The organism is Apilactobacillus kunkeei (assembly GCF_001421115.1).
GTDB classification, from domain to species: Bacteria; Bacillota; Bacilli; order Lactobacillales; family Lactobacillaceae; genus Apilactobacillus; species Apilactobacillus kunkeei_F.
In genome coordinates this window covers 63,217-84,003 of sequence record NZ_JXCW01000006.1, presented here as the reverse complement: position 1 = coordinate 84,003, position 20,787 = coordinate 63,217, and the positions used below count along the sequence as shown (strand labels likewise).

Annotated in this window: 21 protein-coding genes; 11 read left to right on the top strand and 10 right to left on the bottom strand. The window is 36.6% G+C overall.

What is annotated here, in order from left to right; translation table 11 throughout:
- Window positions 1-332 precede the first annotated feature (332 nt).
- From RZ55_RS05860 to RZ55_RS05840, 5 genes are all read right to left on the bottom strand, one after another.
- A complete protein-coding gene (locus RZ55_RS05860; protein ID WP_057176097.1) occupies window positions 333-1,655 on the bottom strand; it encodes an amino acid permease in 1,323 nt (440 codons plus the stop codon).
- Between the two features lie 362 nt (window positions 1,656-2,017).
- Window positions 2,018-2,464 (bottom strand): MarR family winged helix-turn-helix transcriptional regulator, encoded by a 447-nt coding sequence (locus tag RZ55_RS05855; protein WP_057175960.1) that lies wholly within the window; start codon window positions 2,462-2,464, stop codon window positions 2,018-2,020.
- Window positions 2,465-2,620: 156 nt separating this feature from the next.
- Window positions 2,621-3,436, bottom strand: a complete 816-nt coding sequence (locus RZ55_RS05850; protein WP_054483832.1) for an ABC transporter permease — start codon at window positions 3,434-3,436, stop codon at window positions 2,621-2,623.
- 123 nt (window positions 3,437-3,559) lie between these two features.
- The gene (locus tag RZ55_RS05845; protein WP_054483831.1) at window positions 3,560-4,303 is read right to left on the bottom strand and encodes an ABC transporter permease; all 744 of its coding nucleotides are present in this window, start codon (window positions 4,301-4,303) and stop codon (window positions 3,560-3,562) included.
- A complete protein-coding gene (locus RZ55_RS05840) occupies window positions 4,303-5,217 on the bottom strand; it encodes an ABC transporter ATP-binding protein (RefSeq protein ID WP_034532392.1) in 915 nt (304 codons plus the stop codon). Before RZ55_RS05840 ends, RZ55_RS05845 begins: the two co-directional genes overlap by 1 nt.
- A gap of 240 nt (window positions 5,218-5,457) precedes the next feature.
- Between RZ55_RS05840 and RZ55_RS05835 the strand changes: the two genes are divergently transcribed.
- Window positions 5,458-6,030, top strand: coding sequence for a hypothetical protein (locus RZ55_RS05835; protein ID WP_054483829.1), 573 nt, complete (start codon window positions 5,458-5,460; stop codon window positions 6,028-6,030).
- A 110-nt stretch (window positions 6,031-6,140) separates the two neighbouring features.
- The gene (gene trhA / locus RZ55_RS05830; protein ID WP_081034524.1) at window positions 6,141-6,830 is read left to right on the top strand and encodes a PAQR family membrane homeostasis protein TrhA; all 690 of its coding nucleotides are present in this window, start codon (window positions 6,141-6,143) and stop codon (window positions 6,828-6,830) included.
- Between the two features lie 37 nt (window positions 6,831-6,867).
- On the opposite strand, the gene RZ55_RS05825 is transcribed toward trhA, so the two are convergent.
- On the bottom strand, window positions 6,868-7,191 hold the full coding sequence (locus RZ55_RS05825; protein ID WP_041153081.1) for a DMT family transporter: 324 nt from the start codon (window positions 7,189-7,191) through the stop codon (window positions 6,868-6,870).
- 164 nt (window positions 7,192-7,355) lie between these two features.
- On the opposite strand from RZ55_RS05825, the gene RZ55_RS05820 reads away from it, so the two are divergent.
- Window positions 7,356-7,958 (top strand): nitroreductase family protein, encoded by a 603-nt coding sequence (locus RZ55_RS05820; protein WP_054483828.1) that lies wholly within the window; start codon window positions 7,356-7,358, stop codon window positions 7,956-7,958.
- A gap of 60 nt (window positions 7,959-8,018) precedes the next feature.
- On the opposite strand, the gene RZ55_RS07205 is transcribed toward RZ55_RS05820, so the two are convergent.
- Window positions 8,019-9,326 (bottom strand): DUF3290 family protein, encoded by a 1,308-nt coding sequence (locus tag RZ55_RS07205; RefSeq protein WP_081034523.1) that lies wholly within the window; start codon window positions 9,324-9,326, stop codon window positions 8,019-8,021.
- Between the two features lie 242 nt (window positions 9,327-9,568).
- On the opposite strand from RZ55_RS07205, the gene RZ55_RS05810 reads away from it, so the two are divergent.
- The 8 genes from RZ55_RS05810 (at window position 9,569) to RZ55_RS05775 (ending at window position 16,777) form a co-directional block, all read left to right on the top strand.
- Window positions 9,569-10,168, top strand: coding sequence for a C40 family peptidase (locus tag RZ55_RS05810; protein WP_241772094.1), 600 nt, complete (start codon window positions 9,569-9,571; stop codon window positions 10,166-10,168).
- A gap of 101 nt (window positions 10,169-10,269) precedes the next feature.
- A complete protein-coding gene (locus tag RZ55_RS05805) occupies window positions 10,270-10,755 on the top strand; it encodes an MGMT family protein (protein WP_057175959.1) in 486 nt (161 codons plus the stop codon).
- 27 nt (window positions 10,756-10,782) lie between these two features.
- Window positions 10,783-11,250, top strand: a complete 468-nt coding sequence (locus RZ55_RS05800) for a PH domain-containing protein (protein ID WP_057175958.1) — start codon at window positions 10,783-10,785, stop codon at window positions 11,248-11,250.
- Complete coding sequence (locus tag RZ55_RS05795; protein ID WP_057175957.1) at window positions 11,240-12,709, top strand: PH domain-containing protein; 1,470 nt, start codon at window positions 11,240-11,242, stop codon at window positions 12,707-12,709. Before RZ55_RS05800 ends, RZ55_RS05795 begins: the two co-directional genes overlap by 11 nt.
- A gap of 103 nt (window positions 12,710-12,812) precedes the next feature.
- A complete protein-coding gene (locus tag RZ55_RS05790) occupies window positions 12,813-13,157 on the top strand; it encodes an iron-sulfur cluster biosynthesis family protein (protein WP_034532401.1) in 345 nt (114 codons plus the stop codon).
- Window positions 13,158-13,313: 156 nt separating this feature from the next.
- Complete coding sequence (locus RZ55_RS05785) at window positions 13,314-13,964, top strand: SDR family oxidoreductase (protein ID WP_057175956.1); 651 nt, start codon at window positions 13,314-13,316, stop codon at window positions 13,962-13,964.
- A 135-nt stretch (window positions 13,965-14,099) separates the two neighbouring features.
- Window positions 14,100-15,722, top strand: coding sequence for an ABC-F family ATP-binding cassette domain-containing protein (locus RZ55_RS05780; RefSeq protein ID WP_034532404.1), 1,623 nt, complete (start codon window positions 14,100-14,102; stop codon window positions 15,720-15,722).
- A 173-nt stretch (window positions 15,723-15,895) separates the two neighbouring features.
- Window positions 15,896-16,777, top strand: coding sequence for a C39 family peptidase (locus RZ55_RS05775; RefSeq protein WP_054483822.1), 882 nt, complete (start codon window positions 15,896-15,898; stop codon window positions 16,775-16,777).
- Window positions 16,778-16,813: 36 nt separating this feature from the next.
- Here RZ55_RS05775 and RZ55_RS05770 read toward each other — a convergent pair whose 3' ends face one another.
- The 3 genes from RZ55_RS05770 to RZ55_RS05760 all read right to left on the bottom strand — a co-directional run bounded on the left by RZ55_RS05770 (window position 16,814) and on the right by RZ55_RS05760 (window position 20,730).
- On the bottom strand, window positions 16,814-18,619 hold the full coding sequence (locus tag RZ55_RS05770; protein WP_057175955.1) for a M3 family oligoendopeptidase: 1,806 nt from the start codon (window positions 18,617-18,619) through the stop codon (window positions 16,814-16,816).
- An 87-nt stretch (window positions 18,620-18,706) separates the two neighbouring features.
- The gene (locus RZ55_RS05765; RefSeq protein ID WP_057175954.1) at window positions 18,707-19,918 is read right to left on the bottom strand and encodes a DUF2075 domain-containing protein; all 1,212 of its coding nucleotides are present in this window, start codon (window positions 19,916-19,918) and stop codon (window positions 18,707-18,709) included.
- A 14-nt stretch (window positions 19,919-19,932) separates the two neighbouring features.
- Window positions 19,933-20,730 carry a methylenetetrahydrofolate reductase gene (locus RZ55_RS05760; RefSeq protein ID WP_057175953.1) on the bottom strand — a complete coding sequence of 266 codons (798 nt, stop codon included), beginning with the start codon at window positions 20,728-20,730 and terminating at the stop codon, window positions 19,933-19,935.
- Between the last annotated feature and the right edge of the window lie 57 nt (window positions 20,731-20,787).

The following is a 20,787-nucleotide window of genomic DNA, read 5'->3' as shown; positions in this document are numbered from 1 at the left end:
TCTTGCTTTTCTTCTGCCAATATATTTCACCATCCTGTAAGAAATTATGTAATAAAAACCCTAGTACTACATTATCTATTGTACTAGGGTTTTTATAAAAATGCATAACCAATACAATATATTTAAATAATCTTTAAATAATCAAAAAAATGCTGATATATTGCATGGGTTTGACTTCACGACGATCTTGCTGACAATCGTTAAAAATTCCCCAGTAAGATTTTTACTTACATAATTCTAATGTTTATTATTTAAGAAATGTTATTACATATTAAAATTAATGTCAAGGAATTTAACAATTGATGAATTTTGTTCAACAATTGTCGAACTTCTTATTTGTTGTTTTGATTGAATTTTACGAAGTATAGAATTGTCATTATTAATAGGAAGAAGATTCCGATAATCAAAGGAATTCTAGTAGAAGGATTAATGAACATGAACACCAAGGTAATTGCTAAGAAGATTAGCGTAATGTAATTACTGATAGGTGATAGTGGCATCTTGAATGGATGGTTCACTAATTCTTCTGGATGTTGCTTTCTGAAACGAATTTGAGATACCAAGATAACAACCCATGGAACCATACCTGGTAGTACAGATGAACTGTAGACGTATACAAAGATTTGGTTTGCTGATGGGAAGAAGATTGGTAGTAAGACGTTTAGGAATAGTCCAATTAAAATCCCAGCTGAGATACTAATTACTGAAACGTATGGGACACCGTGGCGGTTTAACTTCTTGAATACCTTTGGAAGTTGACCTTCTTCAGATAGTAAGAATTCCATACGACTAGCACTATAAATTCCAGAGTTAGATCCAGATAGTGCAGCTGTTACCACAACGAAGTTAATGATTGAAGCAGCTGCGGTGATACCTACTTGTGAGAATGTTTCTACGAAAGGTGAACCGATTTGGCTAATCTTGTTCCAAGGGTAAATACTTAGGATAACGAAAATGGCACCGATGTAGAAGATTAGGATACGACCAATAGTGTCTTGGATGGCCTTCACTAATGTTTGCTTGGGATTTTCAGCTTCACCAGCAGTCACACCAATTAATTCGATTCCTTGATATGATGCAATGACGATTGCTAGGGCAAAGAAGAAACCTTTTAAGCCGTTTGCGAAGAATCCGTGACTCCAAATGTTGGAAATACCAGTAGGGTGAATACCATTAAAACCAAAGACGATGATGACCAAACCAATGATAATCATGGCGATGATGGTAACCACTTTGACTAGGGCAAACCAGTATTCTAATTCACCAAAGGCACTTACTGATACTAAGTTGGCAATACATAGGAAGACAATGGCGATAATTCCTGGCAACCAGGTTGGTAAATGTGGCCACCAGAATTGCATGTATGTACCAATAGCGATTACTTCTGAGATTCCAACAACGATGTATTGGAAGACATTACTCCAAGCGGTTAAATAACCGAAAACGGGGTGTAGGTATTCTGAAGCGAATTGTGAGAATGATCCAGTAACTGGATGAACATACAACATTTCACCTAGCGCACGCATGATTAGGTATAGAAATAATCCTGCAATTGCGTAGTCTAGTAACACGGAAGGACCAGTCCAACCGATTGTGGACTTGGCACCCATGAATAGGCCGACCCCGATAGTTCCACCTAGCGCAATCATCTTCATGTGACGTGCGCTAAGCTTTCTTTCTAACTTATCATTATTTTTTGACAATACTTCCACCTTCTTGAATTTATTTGAGGTGGGGAAACAAAAAAACGCCTCTGACACTTATGTGTCAGGGACGTTAGTATTAACGTGGTTCCACCCATCTTTAGCACTACGGTTAATTCCATAATGCCCTCATATTAGTCATTAAAAATAATATCGATTTAATAGAAGAGAAAAGTGGTAACTATTTGGATGCGATAGATTACTTACAGAAAAATGTAATCCTCTCTGGAAAGCACCATCAAATAGACATGTCTTTTCTTAACAACTAATATTGTACATTCATGAAAGACAGGTGTCAATTAAATAGTGACAAATTATTGATCATTTCCGTTAGTTTTTTCCAAACGGTGTTGTAAATCAACGATGGTGTCCATTGCATCAGCGAATTCATCATCACTGTAGTTTAGACGATTTAAGCAACCTTGAACTGATTCCAAGATGGGTTCTTTGTTGTCCTTACCTAATTGTGTTAAGTGAATTAAGACGCGACGTTCGTCAGTTTTATCACGGTTTCTGGTAATCCAGCCAGCTTTTTCAAGACGCTTTAATAGAGGAGTCAAAGTACCGTTAGAAAGACCTAGCTTTTGGCTTAGGTAGTTAACAGTCACTCCGTCGTTTTCCCATAATGATAATAGTGTAATGTATTGAACGTATGTTAGGTTGAATTTTTCTAGAGGTTCTTGATAGAACTTGTTGAATAGTTGATGTGCACGAGAAATTTGGAAACAAATTTGATCGTTTAGAGTTACTTCTTTTGGCATAATGCAAAACTCCTTTCTTTCGTTCGGTGGATTTTGTCTAGCAAATGATTATATTGTATACAATATTAAAGAATATCACTAAATTGAAATTGGTCAACAAAATAGGCACTGTGATTTTACTCACGGTGCCTATTTGAGTGCAATATATAAAGGATATTATGCAGTTTGTAGTTTTTGCTTTTTATTTTTCTTAGCTTGGCGCTTTGCGATTAGTTCATCATCTGTTTTGAACTTTCTGATGAAGACAAAGATGATAAATCCAATTACGAAGAAGATTCCTGCATAAACAATTGAACCGGCAATGATTTGGTTCAATGTTAGACGGGTCATCATGTGCTTCATACCATCTTGAATTTGTTTTTCAACGAAGAAGAAGTTGAATGGGTTCCAAATTAGTTGACGGTTGTTGTAGATGAAGATCATGAAGATTCCGGCAATAATTTCTGTAATATAGTTTAATGCAACACCGAAAGCGATGGCACCGTACCAAGTCTTACAAAAACCGATAACCATGATTACGAATGATTCAAAAATGAATACGTAAGCAATGTTACCTAATGTTGCCCATTGTAATTCTAATGCTAATTTACCAGCAAACGCACTTTCAGGAAATACTAGGTACTTCATAAAAATGATGGTTAGAACTGAAAGAGCTAATAGGATGAAGTATCCAACCATGCAAGTGATAACCTTTGAGAAGAAGATTGTAATCTTGCTGTGTCTTTCCATGTTTTGTCGAACTTGTTTATTACTGTCGACACCAGCAAATCTGGTTGCAGTAATGATAGTAGCGAGTAACTCGATAACAGGGGTGATTCCACCAAATGTGTTCATTAGCTTGTAACCATCTAAGGTTCTAGTGTCTTTACCAATAACAGCCATTAGGATAGTAACAATAACTAAGAAAAATGCCATTGAAAGAAAAATAAGACGATTTTTCTTGTTCATTTCTTGTTTTAATAAATCAACCAATACGTTGGCCTCCAAATCTTTATTCGAAATTAATCAATAACAAGAGTTTATCACTTTTATGCCGTTCATTCCAATAAAAAAAGCGACTAAACAATAATTAAGTCGCTTTTTTCTACTATATTATTAGACATTACGACGGTTGTAAACAACGTAAGTAATTAATAGGAAGACAATTCCCCAAATGATTGATCCAACTCTCATTTCATTCAATGATAGCTTAGTCATTTCTGACATCATTGGGCTGATTGTTTGTGAGTAAACATTTAAGAATGTTAGGGGAACGTATTTAACCCATGAGTGGTAGTAAATGAAGATACTTAGGAATGGATTAATGATGTTAACTACGAAGTAGAAAACAATTCCGATGGCGATTGCTACGGCGTTACTCTTGAATAGGCAACTAATTAGTAATACAAGAGATAACATTAGGAATAGGTAGAAACTCATACCACTAATTCTGTTACCAAACACATCAAAAGGCATTGAGCGCATCTTGTTGAAGATTACGTTTGCGATGAAAGTTGAAACAAATGAAACAACTAGTAGGTAAACGTACATAACAACGATTGTTACTAGTTTTGATAGGAAAATCTTGCCACGTGAGAATTGACGAGCAAACAAGTACTTAACAGTGTTGTTTGAAAAGTCAGTAGTAAGAATTGAACTAGCAAAGACGATCATAGCAACCAAGACAACGATGATGGCTGATGAGAAGATTGGGCCGTTTGCGTTGATTTGGCTTAATTCTTTAGATGAGTGGTATACAAATCCAGCAAATAGTGCCATTACTAAGGTAACAATACCCCAGCCAATGTAAAACTTACCGTGTAATTGTTTGTATAGTTCTTGTCTGATTAAAGTTAACATTATTTAGCCTCCTTGTTGTTATCACTTGATAGAAGCTTCAATAGTGATTCTTCTAGGTCAGTTTGGTTTCTAGAAACGTTTTCAATTTCAATTCCTGCTTGGTTCAATGCTGATAGACCAGCGTTCATTGCAGTTGAATCGTTGTTATCTTCGATTTCAACAGTCTTGTCGTAAACAGTGGCAGTTAAACCGGCAGCGTCAAGAGCATTCTTAGCAGCGTCAGTGTCTTTAACTTCGAACTTAATAGTCTTAGGACCTTCTGATAAGAATGACTTAGCGTCTGACTTCTTGATTACCTTACCGTGGTTAATTACTACGTAGTAATCAGCTATACGTGATAGTTCATCAAGTAAGTGACTTGAGATAAGGATACTAATGCCACGTTTTGATAGTTTTACAAGTAGGTCACGTAAATCATGAGTTGATTGTGGATCTAGACCGTTCATAGGTTCATCTAGAATTAGTAGCTTAGGGTGGTTAAGCAATGAAATGGCAATCCCTAGACGTTGCTTCATACCTAATGAGTACTTTTTAGCCTTACGATCGGCAAATTCGGTGATTTGAGTTTCTTCCATAATTTCTTGCATTTCTTCGGCGGTGGTAGAACCGTCATTGAAAAGCTTTAGGTTTTGACGACCAGTTAGGTTCAAGTATGGAGCAGGTGATTCAATCATTGAACCAACGTTTTCTAGACTGCTACGTTTATTTTTAGTTAATTCTTTTCCATCAATTTTAATGCTACCTGAGTTGTAATCGGTTAGACCAACAATACTCTTCATAATAGTAGACTTACCAGCACCGTTTGGTCCGATTAGACCAAGAATGGTACCAGGTTCGATATCAAATGAAACATCGAATAGAGCTTGTTTTCTTCCGAAGAACTTGTTTAAACTTTGAACTTCAAGAGTTTTCATAGTGCATCTCCTTATAATAATAGTTAATTACTTATGTAACTAACTGTATACATTTTTCTTTTAAAAGTCAATTATTTTTCATGAAAATTAAGAAAGTCTTAAGAGCTTTCAAATCAGACTTAAAGATAGTTTTGTTTCACGGATGAAATAAAATGTAACATTCCTGTAACATAACTCTAACAAGATAGTAAAACTGGTTCGTTATGTTATTCAAGTAATTTTAAGGAGGGAAAACATTATATGCATTCGAATAATAAGATGATTACCTTTGCAGTATTGGTATCATTATTGATTGCGACATTGTTTTTAATACCACAAACCGCAAAAGCTGATTCAGTTGCTACACCAACTACACCAGCTCAAACAAAGACTGTTCAAGGAACCGCTAAGAAGAAAGCTGCTAAACATGTTAAAAAGGTACGTAAACACAAGAAAGTATCTAAGAAGGCTAGAAAAGTAGCAAGAACTCACAAGAAGGCAGCTAAGAAACACACTGTAAAACGTGTTAAGAAGCATGCCGTAAAGAAGATTGTTAGTTCAAGACGTATCAAGAAACATTCAACTTACAAAGTAAGAAAGCATTTATCAAGAGCAAACGCTGCTGCAAAAGCATGGATTGCTAACCATGAATCAGGTGGTTCATACACCGCTTCAAACGGTTCATGTTACGGTAAATACCAATTATTAATCAGTTACTATGGTGGTAACTTATCTCATAAGAACCAAGAACGTACTGCTAATAACTACGTTAAGAGTCGTTATGGATCATGGGTAAAGGCCAAAGCATTTTGGTTATCACATAACTGGTACTAATGAAAAGAACCCCGAATAGGGTTCTTTTTTTGTAGTCTTTTACATCTAGTATTGAAAACTAGATTACATAGTTATATAATTAAATAAACATTAATTGAGGTACTTTATATATGAACAACGACTTAAAACAAAAGACCACCGATTCAGTTAAGCAAAAGTTTAACTGGATTAAGGATAAAACATACTACCTATTAAACGAAATCTTTAGTGCAATCACACACGGAATTGGGGAACTACTTGCAATCATAGGTGCAATCGCATTGATCATTCACGGTGTTCATGTTGGTGGGGCAATGAGAATTACTAGTTTCGTCATCTACTCAATCACTCTAGTAGTTTTCTACATTGCTTCGACCATGTTTCATAGTCTATATTTCACCCGTGTAGAAAAGTTATTCCAAATCTTTGATCACTCAGCAATCTACCTACTAATTGCTGGAAGCTACACACCATACTGTCTAATCGCAATTGGTGGCTGGCTAGGTTGGGTTATCCTAACTGTAATCTGGATCATGACAGTGCTAGGAATTATCTACAAGTCATTGTGGATGGGTAAATTAAAGACACTTTCTACTATTATCTACGTTGTGATGGGATGGATGTGTTTACTAGGTATCGTCAAACTATATGATTACCTAGGAATTCATGGTTTCCTATTACTACTATTTGGTGGAATCGCATTTACTGTTGGAGCTTTAATCTACAGTTTCCCAAGAATTCCATTTGGCCACGTCATTTGGCACGTTTTTGTAATGATTGGTACCGTCTTGATGTACTTCTCAATTTATTTCTATGTATAAAAAATAACGCTAGGTTAGATATTCTAACTTAGCGTTTTTATTTTGCACTGAATAGGTTTAATAACACGACACCGATAATAATAAAGACGATGCCAATCATGCTCATGACGTTAATTTGTTCCTTGTACACCAAAGATGCGATTGCGGTGGTGGCAAGAATTCCTAGTGCGCTCCAGTTAGCGTAGGCAATGTTTAGCGGAATCTTAACCATCGCAATTGATAAAAAGTAAAAACATAGTGCAAATGAAATTAGCGATCCGATTGTTGGCAGTATCTTAGTAAAACCCATCGACATCTTTAATAGGTTTGTACCGATGAGTTCACCAATAATAGCGAGCGCTAAAAATAAATAATAGAACATATTAATTTACCTCATCGAAAAATAATATTATGCTGATACTTAAATAATATCACTTAACTTTTTATTTGTTCATCAAAAAAATTTGAGCAAAAAGGTTTACTAACTAAAAGTAAGTGATATAATATAAATTAATCAATCAGATATGACAAAAGGAGATACTTAACATGAAAACAGAACTACTAGATTTACAAAAGAACCGTCGTACTATTTACGCTTTAGGCCGTAACGTTGAACAAAGCCAAGATGAATTAGCAAACTTCATCAAAGCTTCAATTAAGGAAGCTCCATCAGCTTTCAACAGTCAATCAACTCGTGCCGTTATTCTATTTAACGACAATCAAGATAAAGTATGGGACATTACTTTAGATAACTTAAAGCCACATTTAAAGGATGAAGATGCATTAAAGGCAACTACTGACAAGATTAACGGCTTTAAGAATGGTTACGCTACTATCCTATTCTTCACTGACATGGATGTTGTTCATGGCCTAGAAAAGAACTTCCCAGCATACGCTGACAACTTCTACGACTGGTCAGAACAAGCTCAAGGTAACGCTCAATACGCTGTATGGACTGGTTTAGCTGAAAACGGTTTAGGTGCTAACCTACAACATTACAACCCACTAATCGATGAAGACGTTGCTAAGGAATTCGATATTCCTGCTAACTGGAGACTACGTGCTGAAATGGTATTCGGTTCAATCGAAGCACCAGCACAATCAAAGGATTACATGAACGACGAAGATCGTTTCAAGGTATTCAAGTAAGAATAATCCCAATAAATAAAAATATAAATAAAAAAGATAGGTCAAACGACCTATCTTTTTTTATTGTTGTTTTGTTCCTTTTGTACCACGTTGGTTAGTAGGCTTCTTGTCATCTTTATTAGATTTATCACCTAAATGACGTTTCTTTGAAAGTTCCTTAAGTTGTTGTAATGCCTTCGCATTCTTAATACTTTCAGGTGTTAGCTTGTGGTTGTGGGAGAAGTTTTCAACACGTTCACCCAATTGATAGTACCAAGGACGAGTCTTGTGAGTAGGATATGGAATGATTACCAAATGATCATCAACATATTGGCCTAGGTAGATTTGAGTAATTTCTTTGTGTGAATCCTTCGCTAATTGTTCAATCCAATCCATGTCGTGGCCCATCTTTTCTAAGACTTCGGCATTAACTGTCCCATCGGTGATGATAGGGTAGCTTAGTGATTCATCACCGAATGTGGTAACAGTAAGTTGCCCATTTTGTTCTAGGACGGCTGACTTAACGTCTTGGAAGTTACTGATACCCTTAGTTCTTAGTTTGAATGCTAAATCGGCAGCTGACATACCATTCTTTAGGGCAGTATCAACGTTAACGATTCCGTTGGTAATAATGTTTTGAGGTTCACCATTGAAAATACGGTGGAATAGCGAGAACTGACGACTAAGGATACGACTAGTAAAGATAACCAATGACCAGATTAACAATACGATGAAGAATTGTAGTGTGGTGATTTGTTGGTTGTAAATCATACCCCCGATGATACCCCCGAGAACGTAGTTTTGAATTTGATCAACCGCGTTAGAAGGAGCCAAGTTTCCTTTACCAGAAATGTTAATTTGAATTACCAATACGACGAATCCGATTAAGAACTTAAATAAGATTACTAAGTATTCCTTGTTCAAATCACCAATTTGAAGTGATGGCTTGTCGTGATAAGTAATATTGGTAGGAATTAGTTGAATTGGTTGAAGTTGATAACTGTTAAAGCTGGAGTTGAAAGTTGCTTGGTAGAACTTATCGCCAACCTTTACAGTCATACCATTAATTAATTGAGGTGAGCTAACGTAAATCTTTGATGTTGAAATATGTTTGCTTCGACTAATGGCCTTAACCATTTCAGTAGTTTGAGAATTTTGCGACGAAGAGTTGCGTTGTTGCAAAATATTACTGAAACCGATACTAATTGATAATATCGCAATCAAAATCATGGTAATAAATATATCACGATATTTTAAGTTGGTTCTATCGCGCATGTATTTAAAACCGTTAAAAATAATCATTAATCCAACAATTACCGCTAAAGCTAATAGTAAATATGTAACGATAGTATTTGGATGGATTAAGTAGTCATATGAATATAAATCCATGAAATCACCTTATTCTTAAAAGTTGTTAAGTACAGTTCTCATTATAGAACGATTTATATTATAAAACCATTGGATGTAACATTTAGGTAACATTTTTTCATGTTTTTGAAATACTTTTGTTCCTGTTATGTAGCATTTTGTAGCTATACTTTAGTCATAAGTTAAGAAAGTATAAAATTTTTAAAAGCGGGGAATAAAGTGCTATGAACAAAACAAAAACGAAAAAAACAATCATGTTAATAATGTTGACTGTTTTGGCGATGGCTACATTGTTTGCAACCGATGTTACCAACGCAAGCGCTAGCAAAGTTCATCATAAGAGAACACATAAGGTATACAAAAAGAAGAAGGCTAAGAAACGTCACGTCGCAAAGAAGCCTAAGCATAAGAAGAAAGCCAAGAAGGTGGCCTACAAGAAACCAGCTGCTAAGAAGAAGGCACGCAAGGTTGTTAAGAAGGCTACACATAAGAAGGCTCGTAAGTCAGGATTCTCAAGTCTATATAGATCAGCTTCAAGTAAGTTAGGTCACCCATATGTATATGGTGCCGTGGGTCCATATAGTTTTGACTGTTCTGGTTTTACCCAATATGCTTACCGTCATGGTGAACACAAATACTTGGCAAGAACAGCCCAAATGCAATACAACACCAACAGACATGTAAGTAGAAAGCATGTTAAGAAGGGTGATCTAGTATTCTTTGGTACTAGCCGCAGTAACATTTACCACGTAGGTATCTACATTGGTCATGACAGAATGATTGATGCACAAAACCGTGGAGTTGTAACAGAAAAGATTCATGTTCCTTGGTGGCATGAAGTTGGCTACGCTCGAGTAGCTTAATACTTTAAAAGACACGACATTGCGTCGTGTCTTTTTTTGTCTAAAACCCAAACTAAGTTATGGTAAGATATTAATAATACTAGAAATTAGGAAGGATACCAATGGAAAAACTATACTGGGATCAAGTCGAATACCAAAAGCAAAAAATCTATTTTACCTGTACCAGAAATGGGATTAACTTCATTAATAACCCCAATACAGGAATTTCCAATATTTATAACTTTTATCCTAAATTAGATGCGGAATTCGTATTTAATCGTAAGGAAACAGAAGAATACAAAATTCAACTTCGCGAATACATCGATGGCACCCGCAAACACTTTGAGGTACCAGTCGATTTATCAACTAGCGAATTAAATGAACAAATCTATCAAAAAATTAATGATATCGATTATGGCGACACCATGGATATCAAAGAGTTCTGTGATACATATGACTTCAAGGAGGCCGATGTTAGGGATGCAGTAGTGACTAATCCATTAATTTTGATTATTCCAACTCATCGCCTTCTAAATGTCGACTATTCAGAAGGCTACCGCAAGCTAGCTGATTTCAACAACTTGTTACTAGATTTAGAGAGAGATTAAAATAGAAACATCGAGGAGAGAATATAAATGAAGAAACTACCTGAGAGTGTCAAAACAGTATGGCTATACTCGGCCATTATTACCATTATCGTCGAAATAATCATCTTTACCGTCGCTACAATCGTCGTGAAACATCTAGACTGGAAGTATGTTGAATACATCTTGCCGGTATTAGGTACCATTTTAGTGGTGTGGGCACTAGTGGACATGGTTTCAATTCCATACCGCTATGCTTTTCATCAATATTCTATCCATGAAGATCGCGTTGAAATCAAAATTGGTTTTATCTTTAGAGAACAAGCCACCGTTCCGATTGCCCGTGTGCAAAACGTTGATATCGAACAAGGTCCAATTCTAAGACATAAGAAACTATACAAGATTAGTATTTATACTTCTGCTGACAGCCATGAAATTGCTGCAGTAACTAAGGAAGAATCAGAAAACATTAAGACCAAAGTGATGAGATTAGCGATGGAGGCCAGAAATGCAAGATAAACATCTAAGTCCACTAAACTTAGTGAATCGTCTTCAAGACATCTTGATAGCGATTTTCTTAGCTTCATTTATCAGTGATCCATTACACATCGATAGCTTTAAATTAGGGATTATATTCGTAATTATTACGATAGTATGGGACATCCTTTCATATCTTTGCTTCACCTATTCGATTGAAGATAAGCAAATTGTGATTAAAAAGGGTGTCATCTTCAAAAAGGTTATCCACGTTCCATTCGCTAGAATTCAATCAATTGAACACAGTCAGTACTTTTTATTTAGACCATTTGACGTTGAAAAACTACAAATTAACAACGCTAGCAAGAGTGGTTCTCATGATCAAATTATTTTAAGTGAGGTTAGGACATATGTTGGTAGGGTTTTAGAAGAAAAGCACAAACAATACCAAAACCAAGATGTTGATGCTAATGATGATGATGTAAAACAACCTGAAGTTGAAAAGGTTGAGGATAAGCCAGAACAAGAGATAACTAAGAAGAAGGGTTATGCTCAATACAAGATTTCTACTAAATACATTGCGCTATATACCTTTACTAGCTTTAGGGTCTTCATTACGATGTTTTTGATTGCCCATATCACCCATGGTGCAGTCCTAGGCTTCGCTATTAGCATCTACCAAAAGGGATTTGGCTCCAACATGATTAGTTTGATTGCTTTTTCAATCATGGCGATTATAATCGCGTTATTATTATCATTTATCTACACGATGTTTCAATTCTATGATTTTACCTTGGTAAAAGAGGGAAAGTATCTTGAATATGAAAAGGGATTATTTACAAGAAACAAGGTGCGACTATCCACCGATAGAATTCAAAGTGTTTTAATCGAACAAAATGTGATGGGCAAACTACTAAAGATTATGACTGTCAAGATTATCATGGCCTCAGATGGTAGTGACGAAGAATCATCACAAGCAGTGGTCTTACCAATTCTAAACGCAGATAAGTACTCTGATATGATGAATGATTTTTTTGAGTGGATACCATTAAAAACGGTCGAAAAATTCAATTCTCGTAAACAATCAATCTGGTTATTCTTCAGGAATTTTGATTGGATATTGTTGGTCATACCAATCGTGATTTACTTTGTCGGATGGACAACATTAGTATATTCGTTAGTTGTAATCGGTGTTTTTACTTTCTTTTACACTATGGGTAATGCATACTTTAAGTACTGGGTTACTTCAATTGGATTAACAGGAAAGACTAAGGATGATTACCTGATTGTATCCAATGGATTCTTATTCAAACAAAGAACCTACTATGTTGGATGGCATGAAATTCAAAGCATGCATTTTGAATCTAGCGTATTCATGAAGAGAAATAACCTAGCTCACATCGTTATCCGCATTAGAAAAGGAAATTCTGCGCAAACTGCAGGAGTTCATTATATTGATTATGACAGTGCTAAAAAGATTTATGATTGGTATCGCCAATAAAAAAATAGCGTAAAATTTAATTAAATCGTGTACAAACTATTGACACAAGATTTTATTCGAGTATTATAGATACTTGTAATATAAATGAAGGGGGTTCATTTTTATGAAACTAACTATTACAGATGCAGCAAAAGAAAAGATTCAAAACAAAGTTCAAGGCGACGCAAAGTTCTTCTTGAGCTTAGATGATGGTGTTGGAAACTACTCTGACGCAGGTTCATGTGCGATTGATACATCTTTTGACTTGATTGCAGTTGACCCTGATTTAGAAGACAAAGATTTTAACGCAAGTATGGATTCTGATTTAGGACCTATCTACTACAAAGACTACAGTGGATCATTCCTAGAACAAAACTTGAAATTCGACGTTATGTACAATGCATTAATCCTATCTGGTGACTCAGGTATGATTGATGGTAACGTTCCTGTTATTGACAAGAGAAAATAAAGACAATTAATTAAAGACAAAACGCTTAATAAAAGACAATTATGGTAAAAGACGACTATCCTAGATGGTCGTCTTTTTTTGAGCAAATCGTTTTATGAACATGGCCATTCTTGATAGAATTACTAGTAATAAGTAAGTGAGGAAAGGATGAATATAATGAGTAACGTTTTAGTAATCGGGGCCCATGGCCACGTAGGTATTCATATGGTAGAAAAGATAGGTAAAACAGGGGATAATGTTTTTGCCGGAGTCAGAAGTGACAAGCAATTCGCCGAATACAAGGATATGGCAAACGTTTCACCGGTTATCTTTGATTTGAATGGCACAATTGAAGACATGGCCAATGTTTACACTGATAACGCCATTGATAAGATTGTCTTCTCAGCTGGTTCAGGTGGTGCTACCGGAGATGATCAAACATTGATTATCGATTTAGACGGTGCCGTAAAGTCAATGCTAGCCGCTAAGCAAGCTGGCATTACTCGCTACGTCATGGTCAGTGCTATGGGTGCTGACGACAGAAGCTTCTGGGCAGATTCTGGTTTGCATGGTTACTACATCGCAAAGCACTATGCAGACGTTGAACTAAGAAATAGTGGCCTAGAATACACCATTGTTAGACCATCAGCTTTAACTAACGATGAAGAAACAGGTAAGGTCGATGTAATCGAAAAACGAGTAGCTGGCATGAACATTCCTAGAAGAGATGTTGCTAACTTCGTCGTGGCTGTATTACACGATGACAAGACCATTAACCACATTTATGAAATCACAAGCGGAAGTAGCGACATTAACACCGTTCTATAATAATTAACTTGTCTAAGTAGTTTTCATATGATATGGTTATCTGAGTTATTAATAGAATCAATAAATAAAAACGCCCTTGATTCAATTGAGAAACAAGGGCCCTTTTTATCTTAATTGATTGGATGGAGGTATGAAATGATAACTGTAACTAATATGGGATTACATTTTTCTGGTAAAAAACTATATGAAGATGTAAACCTAAAATTCACACCTGGTAACTGTTATGGGGTTATCGGGGCCAATGGTGCTGGTAAATCAACTTTTCTAAAAATGCTAGAAGGAAAGATTGAACCCACTAGTGGTAGTATCTCAATCGGTAAGAATGAACGAATTTCTAGTTTAAACCAAGATCACTATGGCTTTGAAGATTGCGAAGTTCTAGATACTGTAATTCAAGGACACGAAAAGCTATACAAAATCATGAAGGAAAAAGATGCCTTATACGCTAAGGAAGACTTTTCTGATGAAGATGGTGTTAAGGCTGCTGAATTAGAAGGTGAATTCGCCGAAATGGACGGATGGAACGCCGAAGCCGATGCATCACAATTGCTACAAAGCGTGGGAATTGATGAATCACTACACTACGAAAAGATGAGTGAACTTTCTGAAGGACAAAAGGTGAAGGTCTTATTAGCTCAAGCTTTATTCGGTAACCCAGATATCCTACTTCTTGATGAACCTACCAATGGTTTGGATAATCATACCATTGAATGGCTACAAGACTTCTTGGCTGATTACGAAAACATTGCCATTGTTGTATCCCATGATAGATACTTCTTAAACCAAGTATGTACCATGATGTGTGACGTTGACTTTAAGAAGATTTCACTATACGTTGGTAACTACGACTTCTGGTTGAAATCAAGTCAACTAGCAGCTAAGATGCGCCAAGACGCCAATGCTAAGAAGGAAGACCAAATCAAAGAATTGAAAGAATTTATCGCTCGATTCTCTGCTAACGCTTCTAAGTCAAAACAAGCTACTTCTAGAAAGAAACAATTAGACAAGATTACTTTAGATGATATCCAACCATCATCACGTAAATACCCATTCATCAAGTTTGAAAAAGAACGTGATTTAGGAAACGACTTAGTTTCTGTAAAGGGTGTTTCAAAGACAATTGATGGTAAAAAAATCTTAGATAACATCACATTTACTCTACGTCCAGGTGAAAAGACTGCCATCATTAGTAGAAGCGACGTTGCTACTACTGTATTAATGCAAATCTTAGCCGGCAAGATGGAACCAGATGAAGGTGAAGTAGTATGGGGTCAAACTACTCGTACTAGTTACATGCCAAAGAACATCAACTCTGATTTCGAAGACGATTCATTAACTATCATTGATTGGTTAAGACAATTCGCTTCTAAAGAAGAAAGTGATGATCCATTCCTACGTAGTTTCCTAGGTAGAATGTTATTCTCTGGTGATAATATCCAAAAACAAATCAAGGTATTATCAGGGGGAGAAAAGGTTCGTTGTATGTTATCCAAGATGATGCTACAAAAGGGTAACGTATTGATGCTAGATGATCCTACTAACCACTTAGACATGGAATCAATTACTGCACTAAACGATGCTTTAATTCCATTCGATGGATCTTTAATCTTTACTTCTCACGATAGAGAGTTTGTTCAAACTATCGCTGATCACATTATTGAAGTGTCTGATAAAGGGATGGTTCAAAGAGCTGACACCCACTATGATGATTTCGTAAATCATCCAGACGTTCAAAAACAAGTCGAAGAATTATACTAATATAGTAAAAAAGACGTGATTATTTTAATAATCACGTCTTTTTTTAATAAAATATCAAAAATGTTACCAAAATGTTAAAACTTATTTACAGAACAGTTTATTCTAAGCATTTGAAATTAGTTTGTATTATATTATTAATATAAATAATAATTTATGGATGGAGTGGAGACATAATGAAGAAAATATTATCTGCACTTGGTGTGGTAATGTTTTTAGGTGTAGTTATCGTCGCATTGGGCGTAGCTCATTCTGATACATCAAACGCAGAAAGTCAGAACTATACCATTAGTTCAGCGCGAAACTATAATGCAAGAATCGTTAACAAAAATAACGTAGATACTTACGTTTCTCCTTACAAAGAAGGAGTTAAGGTGATGAAGAAAATCAATCTTCAAAACCAACTTGTTCAACTAACTCAAGTAGCTAAATTAAAGAAAGCTGTTTACTACAAGATTAGTTACCAAGGAATCAACCAAGGATGGATTAGCTCAAGAGACTTGAGCAAGACTAGTGTCTACGAAATTCCTTTCGTATATACAAGTCAACACTTCCCATTCGATGCACCAAACGGTTGTGAGGGTACTGCCTTAAAGATGGCTCTTTCAACTAAAAGCATTGGTTTAAACAAGGGGATTAAGTACTTCTTAGATAGAATGCCAAGATCTACCAATCAAAACTACGGTTTCGTAGGAAACCCATTCGCTAAGAACAACACCAGTCAAGACTGGACAATTTTCCCAAGAGCTTTAGCTAAGTATGGTCGTACTTACAGAAAGACTGTTTACAATTTCAGTGGTGCATCAAAGAACCAAATCATCAATGAAATTAAACATGGTAACCCAGTGATCGCATACACTGGATACCGTATGAGAAAACCCACAGGACACACTCTAGTGGTTGTTGGATACAAGAACGGATTCTTCAAGATGGCAGATCCGTCATCATGGAGATACCAATTCAAGACCGGTAAGAGTAATCCAGTATTCTGGGTTTCAACTTCTCAATTCATGAGTTTATACAACTACGAAGGTAAGATGGCCGTTGTAGTTCGTTAATTAAAAAAGAAGTACTCGATGTGAGTGCTTCTTTTTTTATACATATTTTTCTGTTAGTTTGATGAATTCATCAACATCTTTTTTGATTAGTTTAACTCCGGCTTCCCAGAAGTCTGGTTTGGTCAAATCAACACCGAGGTGTTTGCTTGCTAACTCTTCGGTAGTCATGTTAGCGGTATCTCTTAGTAATGAAATGTATTGATCCTCGAAGTCATCGGTAGTTTGCGCCTTGGCGTAAATTCCTAGACTGAATAGGTAACCGAATGTGTATGGGAAGTTGTAGAAAGGAATGTCGTCGATGTAGAAATGCATCTTACTTGCCCAGAAGTGAGGTGAGTAGGTAGATAGTGATTCACCGTATGCATCCTTTTGGGCTTGGAGCATTAAGTCGTTAATTTCATTAGCGGTTAGAACACCGTCTTGTCTTCTTTCGTAGAAACGAGTTTCAAATAGGAAACGAGCACGAATGTTTAAAAACATTGCGACAGGATTATCCATCTTAGCGTTTAGTAGGCTAATTCTTTCTTCGTCGGTCTTTGCTTCCTTGACGTTAGCGTCTGAAACGATTAGTTCACCGAATGTTGATGCGGTTTCAGCAACGTTCATTGCGTAGTCTTGGCGGAAGTAAGGTAGATCGTTCATCACGCTACTGTGGAAGGCATGACCTAGTTCGTGGGCGATGGTTGATGCATCGTTTGGTGAACCGGTGAATGTTAGAAAAATTCTAGCTTCGCCAGTTTCTGGTAGGTCTTGCATGTATCCGCCGGGTTCCTTGCCTGGACGGTTTTCTGCTTCAATCCATCTGTTTTCAAACGCTTTTTGAGCTAGTTTAGCCATTTTAGGTGAGAAACTGTTGAATTGTTTAATGATGAATTCGGCAGCTTCATCATAGGTGAATGTCTTTGATTTTTCGTTGCCCATGTTGATTGGGGCAGCGACATCTTCCCAGCCAATCTTGTCCTTGCCGATTAATTGGGCCTTGCGATTTAAGAACTTAATCAAGACGTCCTTGTTGTCGTCAACGACTTTCCACATGGTATCAAGGGTTTCCTTTGACATGCGGTTAAGTTCTAATGGGTACTTCAAGAAGTCGTCAGTACCATGGAATTTGTAGTCTAGAAGGCGACTACCTGATAGGTGATTTAAGGTGTCAGCAAATAGGTTTTGCTTGTCTTCAAAGGCAGCTTCCCATTTTGGCATCAAGTCTTGACGGTACTTGGCATCGGCATTACCTAAGATTTCGTTATCGGCTTGACCAGCTGATAGTGTTTTATGGTTGCCGTCCTCGTCTCTAAAGTCAACATTAACGCCAGCAATTAATGTGCTGTAATGGTTGGACCATGAGCTTAGACCTTCTAGGTTCATTTCTGAAATAATGGTTTCTTGGGTGTCATCCAATAGTTCTTTTCCGAAGTGTCTGTTTTCCTTCAAAGAAAAGGCGATAGTATCTAGACCAGGTTGTTTGATTAGTTCGTTGAAACGGTCGTCTGATAAATCGGCTAGCTTCTTTTGAAGTAGTTGGGCGATTTGGGCCGCTTTAACGTCTAATGATTGAACCTTATCAATCATTGGTGGAACTTCTTCATTGTTTACATCATCGGAATGCTTACCGTTTATGTACATTGAAGCTTGAATAATTCCGGCCTGAATTTTTTGTAAGAAGTCGGTTAGTGCTGAAAATCTAGAGAATTGCGCGTCATCGTCATCGAAATCGTAGTCATTGATGGCTTTACGAAATGTTTCGATGGATTCGCCGATGACAGCTAATTTATCAGTTAATTCTTTACCATGTAATCCCCCGGCAAAGATTGAATCTAAATCCCAGTTAAGCGAGTATTTCATATTTTCCCCTCCAAAAAACTTAATTGAAACAATTATATCAGTTTATGCAAAAAAGCCACCCGGAAATGATTATCTGAGTGGCTTTTTTTATAACTTTTTGTAGTCGTCTAAGAGACGTTTGCGTAGTTCTTGGTTATGAACGAAGATGTATAAACCTTTCACACCACGTTTTAATAAGACGTTGGCTGAGTTTAATACCAATTGTTCCTTAATCTTTTCAAACTCGACAGGATCAGCCATGTCCTTGCGTTTCTTGAGAGATTCCACATCGGTGAACTTACTCATTTCCACGTGGACGTTATCACCATCCAAGTAGATTGGTGGCCCTAGGATGACTCCAACGTAGTTCAAATCAAAGCCTTGGCATGTGAACATGGAACCGACCTCGTTAACGGTTTCTGGAATTTCTGCCCATGGAGTTTGCGTGTAGTTATATTGATCCCACGGCATCTTGAAGTCTGGTTCAGTTACATAGTGTTTACCACCATCTAGTGTTGATGGATATCCAGAAGTAGAAACGATGCGAGAAAGGCCGACTTCCTGGTTTCTAGCAAAGATAGCCTTTCGCATTTCCTCAGCATTATCAAAGATACGAAAATCGTAATCTTTTTTTGCGTCAGCGGGAAGCGGGGTTAGCTTACCATCAGTAAAGGTGTTAATCCACTTAACTAGTGAATCACTGGCGGTCATTCTGAATTGATGAGTAAGATGGTATTCACCGTTGGTATATGGGTCAATGATGTGGTGTAATCTTTCCAAGTTCCAAAACGATTTGGTTCTAAGGACTTGGCGATGGTCAAATACCAAAATGGTGATTTGAGAACGTTTGATGATTTCAGATAGTTGGTTGTCGTAATAGAAATTATTGTAGTGATCACCACGTGATAATAATAGATGGGCTTCATCAATAATTGTGATATCCACATCTTGATGGTTCTTATCGTTTTGGTTAATAAAGGAAGTGGGGCGATTAAAGTTCTTCTTTAAGACATTGTCCTGACTTCCGGCCATCTTCTTGTAAACCTTTAAGATTTCGGGATGGTTAACCAAGAAATAGTTATTAGTTTGATATAACGGACTGCTTTTTTCATGCACCATTTGTTGAATGTCGTAGAATAACTTACTTAAAATAACGGACTTACCAGTTCCGGCATCACCGTAGATGGTAAAGACAGCATGGGTATCGTCATTTAAGTGGTCGATGGCAAATTGTTTGATTTGTTCGACTAGGCGAGATTGTTCGTCAGTAAGTTGCTTGGTTGGTGCAAGCTTATTGTCAGCAGCATTACTGTTTTCCATTGGATGACGCTCCTTTATAGGTTTTGCTTGATGCTTTCAAATACTCGATCGGATACCATCCAATCATTGTGCGTATATAGATGAATTCCGTTGACATCATGTTGATATAAATCGTTGATTTGGTTAACGGCATAGTCGATACCATTTTCAAGTAGATTATCATCTTTTTCGAATAATTCGGGCATCTTGACGTCGTTGTGTGCTAGGTAATGTCTCTTAAAGGAGTCTGTGATGGGCATGATTCCAATGCGAATTGGGATGTTGATGCCGTATTCTCGGGACTTATCTAGAAACTTATAAATGCGTTTATTATCAAAACACATTAATGATATTAGGCTATCGACTCCGGAATTCACCTTTTCTTTTAAATACTCGATGTCTTCTGTAAGTGAGTCAGCGAGTACGTGAATGTCTGGATAACAACCAGCGAAAACATTAATTTTCGAATCCGTGTCTAGTTGATTCACATATTTGATCAAATCACTAGCGTAATTGAAATCATCCTCGATATGCATGTTGTGATGGATGTTTCCACGAACTAATAAGAAGTTACGAATGTTTAAGTCCATTAATTCATTAAAAGCTTTTTTGATTTGTTCTTTTGTATGCGTTAATCCGGTTAAGTGGATGATAACAGGAATGTGTAAATCCGTTTGAATGTATCTGGCACATTGGACCATTTCTTCATATGAGTAGCGACTAAGATTGCTAATTGAAACAAAATCAGGTTGCCATTTATGCAAATAATGTTTCATTTGTCGCAAATCGCCTGGATTGGCCTCAATTTCAACAGAGAATGTTTGCTTTCTCATGGAAATTTCCTTTCGACTTGAATTTATATTAACATTCTATCACGAAACACAAAAAAG

Excerpts from the sequence above, each read along its gene's own strand:
- RZ55_RS05860 (WP_057176097.1), bottom strand. The coding sequence starts at position 1,655 with ATGAAGATGATTGCGCTAGGTGGAACTATCGGGGTCGGCCTATTCATG.
- RZ55_RS05855 (WP_057175960.1), bottom strand. The coding sequence starts at position 2,464 with ATGCCAAAAGAAGTAACTCTAAACGATCAAATTTGTTTCCAAATTTCT.
- RZ55_RS05845 (WP_054483831.1), bottom strand. The coding sequence starts at position 4,303 with ATGTTAACTTTAATCAGACAAGAACTATACAAACAATTACACGGTAAG.
- RZ55_RS05840 (WP_034532392.1), bottom strand. The coding sequence starts at position 5,217 with ATGAAAACTCTTGAAGTTCAAAGTTTAAACAAGTTCTTCGGAAGAAAA.
- RZ55_RS05835 (WP_054483829.1), top strand. The coding sequence starts at position 5,458 with ATGCATTCGAATAATAAGATGATTACCTTTGCAGTATTGGTATCATTA.
- trhA (WP_081034524.1), top strand. The coding sequence starts at position 6,141 with ATGAACAACGACTTAAAACAAAAGACCACCGATTCAGTTAAGCAAAAG.
- RZ55_RS05825 (WP_041153081.1), bottom strand. The coding sequence starts at position 7,191 with ATGTTCTATTATTTATTTTTAGCGCTCGCTATTATTGGTGAACTCATC.
- RZ55_RS05820 (WP_054483828.1), top strand. The coding sequence starts at position 7,356 with ATGAAAACAGAACTACTAGATTTACAAAAGAACCGTCGTACTATTTAC.
- RZ55_RS07205 (WP_081034523.1), bottom strand. The coding sequence starts at position 9,326 with ATGGATTTATATTCATATGACTACTTAATCCATCCAAATACTATCGTT.
- RZ55_RS05810 (WP_241772094.1), top strand. The coding sequence starts at position 9,569 with ATGTTGACTGTTTTGGCGATGGCTACATTGTTTGCAACCGATGTTACC.
- RZ55_RS05805 (WP_057175959.1), top strand. The coding sequence starts at position 10,270 with ATGGAAAAACTATACTGGGATCAAGTCGAATACCAAAAGCAAAAAATC.
- RZ55_RS05800 (WP_057175958.1), top strand. The coding sequence starts at position 10,783 with ATGAAGAAACTACCTGAGAGTGTCAAAACAGTATGGCTATACTCGGCC.
- RZ55_RS05795 (WP_057175957.1), top strand. The coding sequence starts at position 11,240 with ATGCAAGATAAACATCTAAGTCCACTAAACTTAGTGAATCGTCTTCAA.
- RZ55_RS05790 (WP_034532401.1), top strand. The coding sequence starts at position 12,813 with ATGAAACTAACTATTACAGATGCAGCAAAAGAAAAGATTCAAAACAAA.
- RZ55_RS05785 (WP_057175956.1), top strand. The coding sequence starts at position 13,314 with ATGAGTAACGTTTTAGTAATCGGGGCCCATGGCCACGTAGGTATTCAT.
- RZ55_RS05780 (WP_034532404.1), top strand. The coding sequence starts at position 14,100 with ATGATAACTGTAACTAATATGGGATTACATTTTTCTGGTAAAAAACTA.
- RZ55_RS05775 (WP_054483822.1), top strand. The coding sequence starts at position 15,896 with ATGAAGAAAATATTATCTGCACTTGGTGTGGTAATGTTTTTAGGTGTA.
- RZ55_RS05770 (WP_057175955.1), bottom strand. The coding sequence starts at position 18,619 with ATGAAATACTCGCTTAACTGGGATTTAGATTCAATCTTTGCCGGGGGA.
- RZ55_RS05765 (WP_057175954.1), bottom strand. The coding sequence starts at position 19,918 with ATGGAAAACAGTAATGCTGCTGACAATAAGCTTGCACCAACCAAGCAA.
- RZ55_RS05760 (WP_057175953.1), bottom strand. The coding sequence starts at position 20,730 with ATGAGAAAGCAAACATTCTCTGTTGAAATTGAGGCCAATCCAGGCGAT.